A 1113-nucleotide genomic window follows, 5' to 3' on the forward strand; every position below is an offset into this window, starting at 1 on the left:
AACCATCAGCTCAGTGCTTACTCAAAAGAGACGCTAAAAGCGCTGCATGAAAAGGGTTATACCTTTGTCTTTGCAACGGGTCGCCACCACGTAGACGTTGCAAGCATTCGTCGCCAAGTGGGCATTCCGGCTTACATGATCACCTCAAACGGTGCGCGTGTTCATGACCAAAACGATCAACTGATGTACAGTGAAAACGTACCTGCAGATTTGGTTCAAGGCGTGATCAACACGATCAAACATGATCACGAGATACTTATCCACATGTATCAAAACGACTGTTGGTTGATGAACAAAGACGACGAAACACTGCGTGATTTCCATGACGAATTCACATACGTCTTATTCGATGAAGACCAAGCGCCTACCGACGGCATTGCGAAAATTTTCTTCACCCATCCAGCGCAAGATCATGAACGTTTGGTGGTGTTTGAAAACAAACTGCGTGAACAGTTTGGCGATAAATTGAATATCGCGTTCTCTACTCCTTGGTGCTTGGAAGTAATGAGTGCGGGCGTTTCAAAAGGCCACGCGCTACAAGCAGTCGCGGAAACTCTGGGTTTAACGCTCGAAAACTGCATTGCATTTGGCGACGGCATGAATGATGTCGAAATGCTATCAATGGCAGGCAAAGGCTTAGTAATGGGCACATCACACGAGAAAGTGATGAAAGCGCTGCCAAACAATGAAGTGATTGGCAGCAACGCAGACGATGCCGTGGCGCATTACCTGCAAGATCACCTGCTCTAACCCTTGGGTTAACAACAAAATCACGAAGGGCTGCAATTTGCAGCCCTTTTTTTATCTCTGGCTTGGTAACTTCTCTTTGCCAAGAATCGCTTCCCACTCATCTTCGGTCACCGGCATGATCGAAAGACGATTTCCGCGTTTCACCAGCGGCATGTTCTCAAGTTCAGGCATCGCTTTCATGACCGACAGAGGGATCACCCGCGCGGTTTTACGCACAAACTCAATATCTACCATGATCCAACGAGGGTTGTCTGGGTCCGATTTTGGGTCGTAATAATCACTTTCTGGGTCAAACTGAAAATGGTCGGGATAGGCTTCTCGCACGACTTTGGCAATCCCCGCCACGCCAACATTTTTACAGGA

The 1113-nt window shown here is 47.7% G+C and carries 2 protein-coding genes; one reads left to right on the forward strand and one right to left on the reverse strand.

Annotated features, from left to right (window positions below; all coding sequences use genetic code 11):
* Nucleotides 1-750: Cof-type HAD-IIB family hydrolase (locus R7P67_RS25825; RefSeq protein ID WP_318086451.1), on the forward strand; the 750-nt coding region annotated here is incomplete at its 5' end.
* Nucleotides 751-801: 51 nt separating this feature from the next.
* Here the strand turns inward: R7P67_RS25825 and R7P67_RS25830 are convergent.
* A partial coding sequence (locus R7P67_RS25830; RefSeq protein WP_318086452.1) for an EVE domain-containing protein occupies nt 802-1113 on the reverse strand: 312 nt, incomplete at its 5' end.

It is taken from the genome of Vibrio sp. Vb0937 (assembly GCF_033338855.1).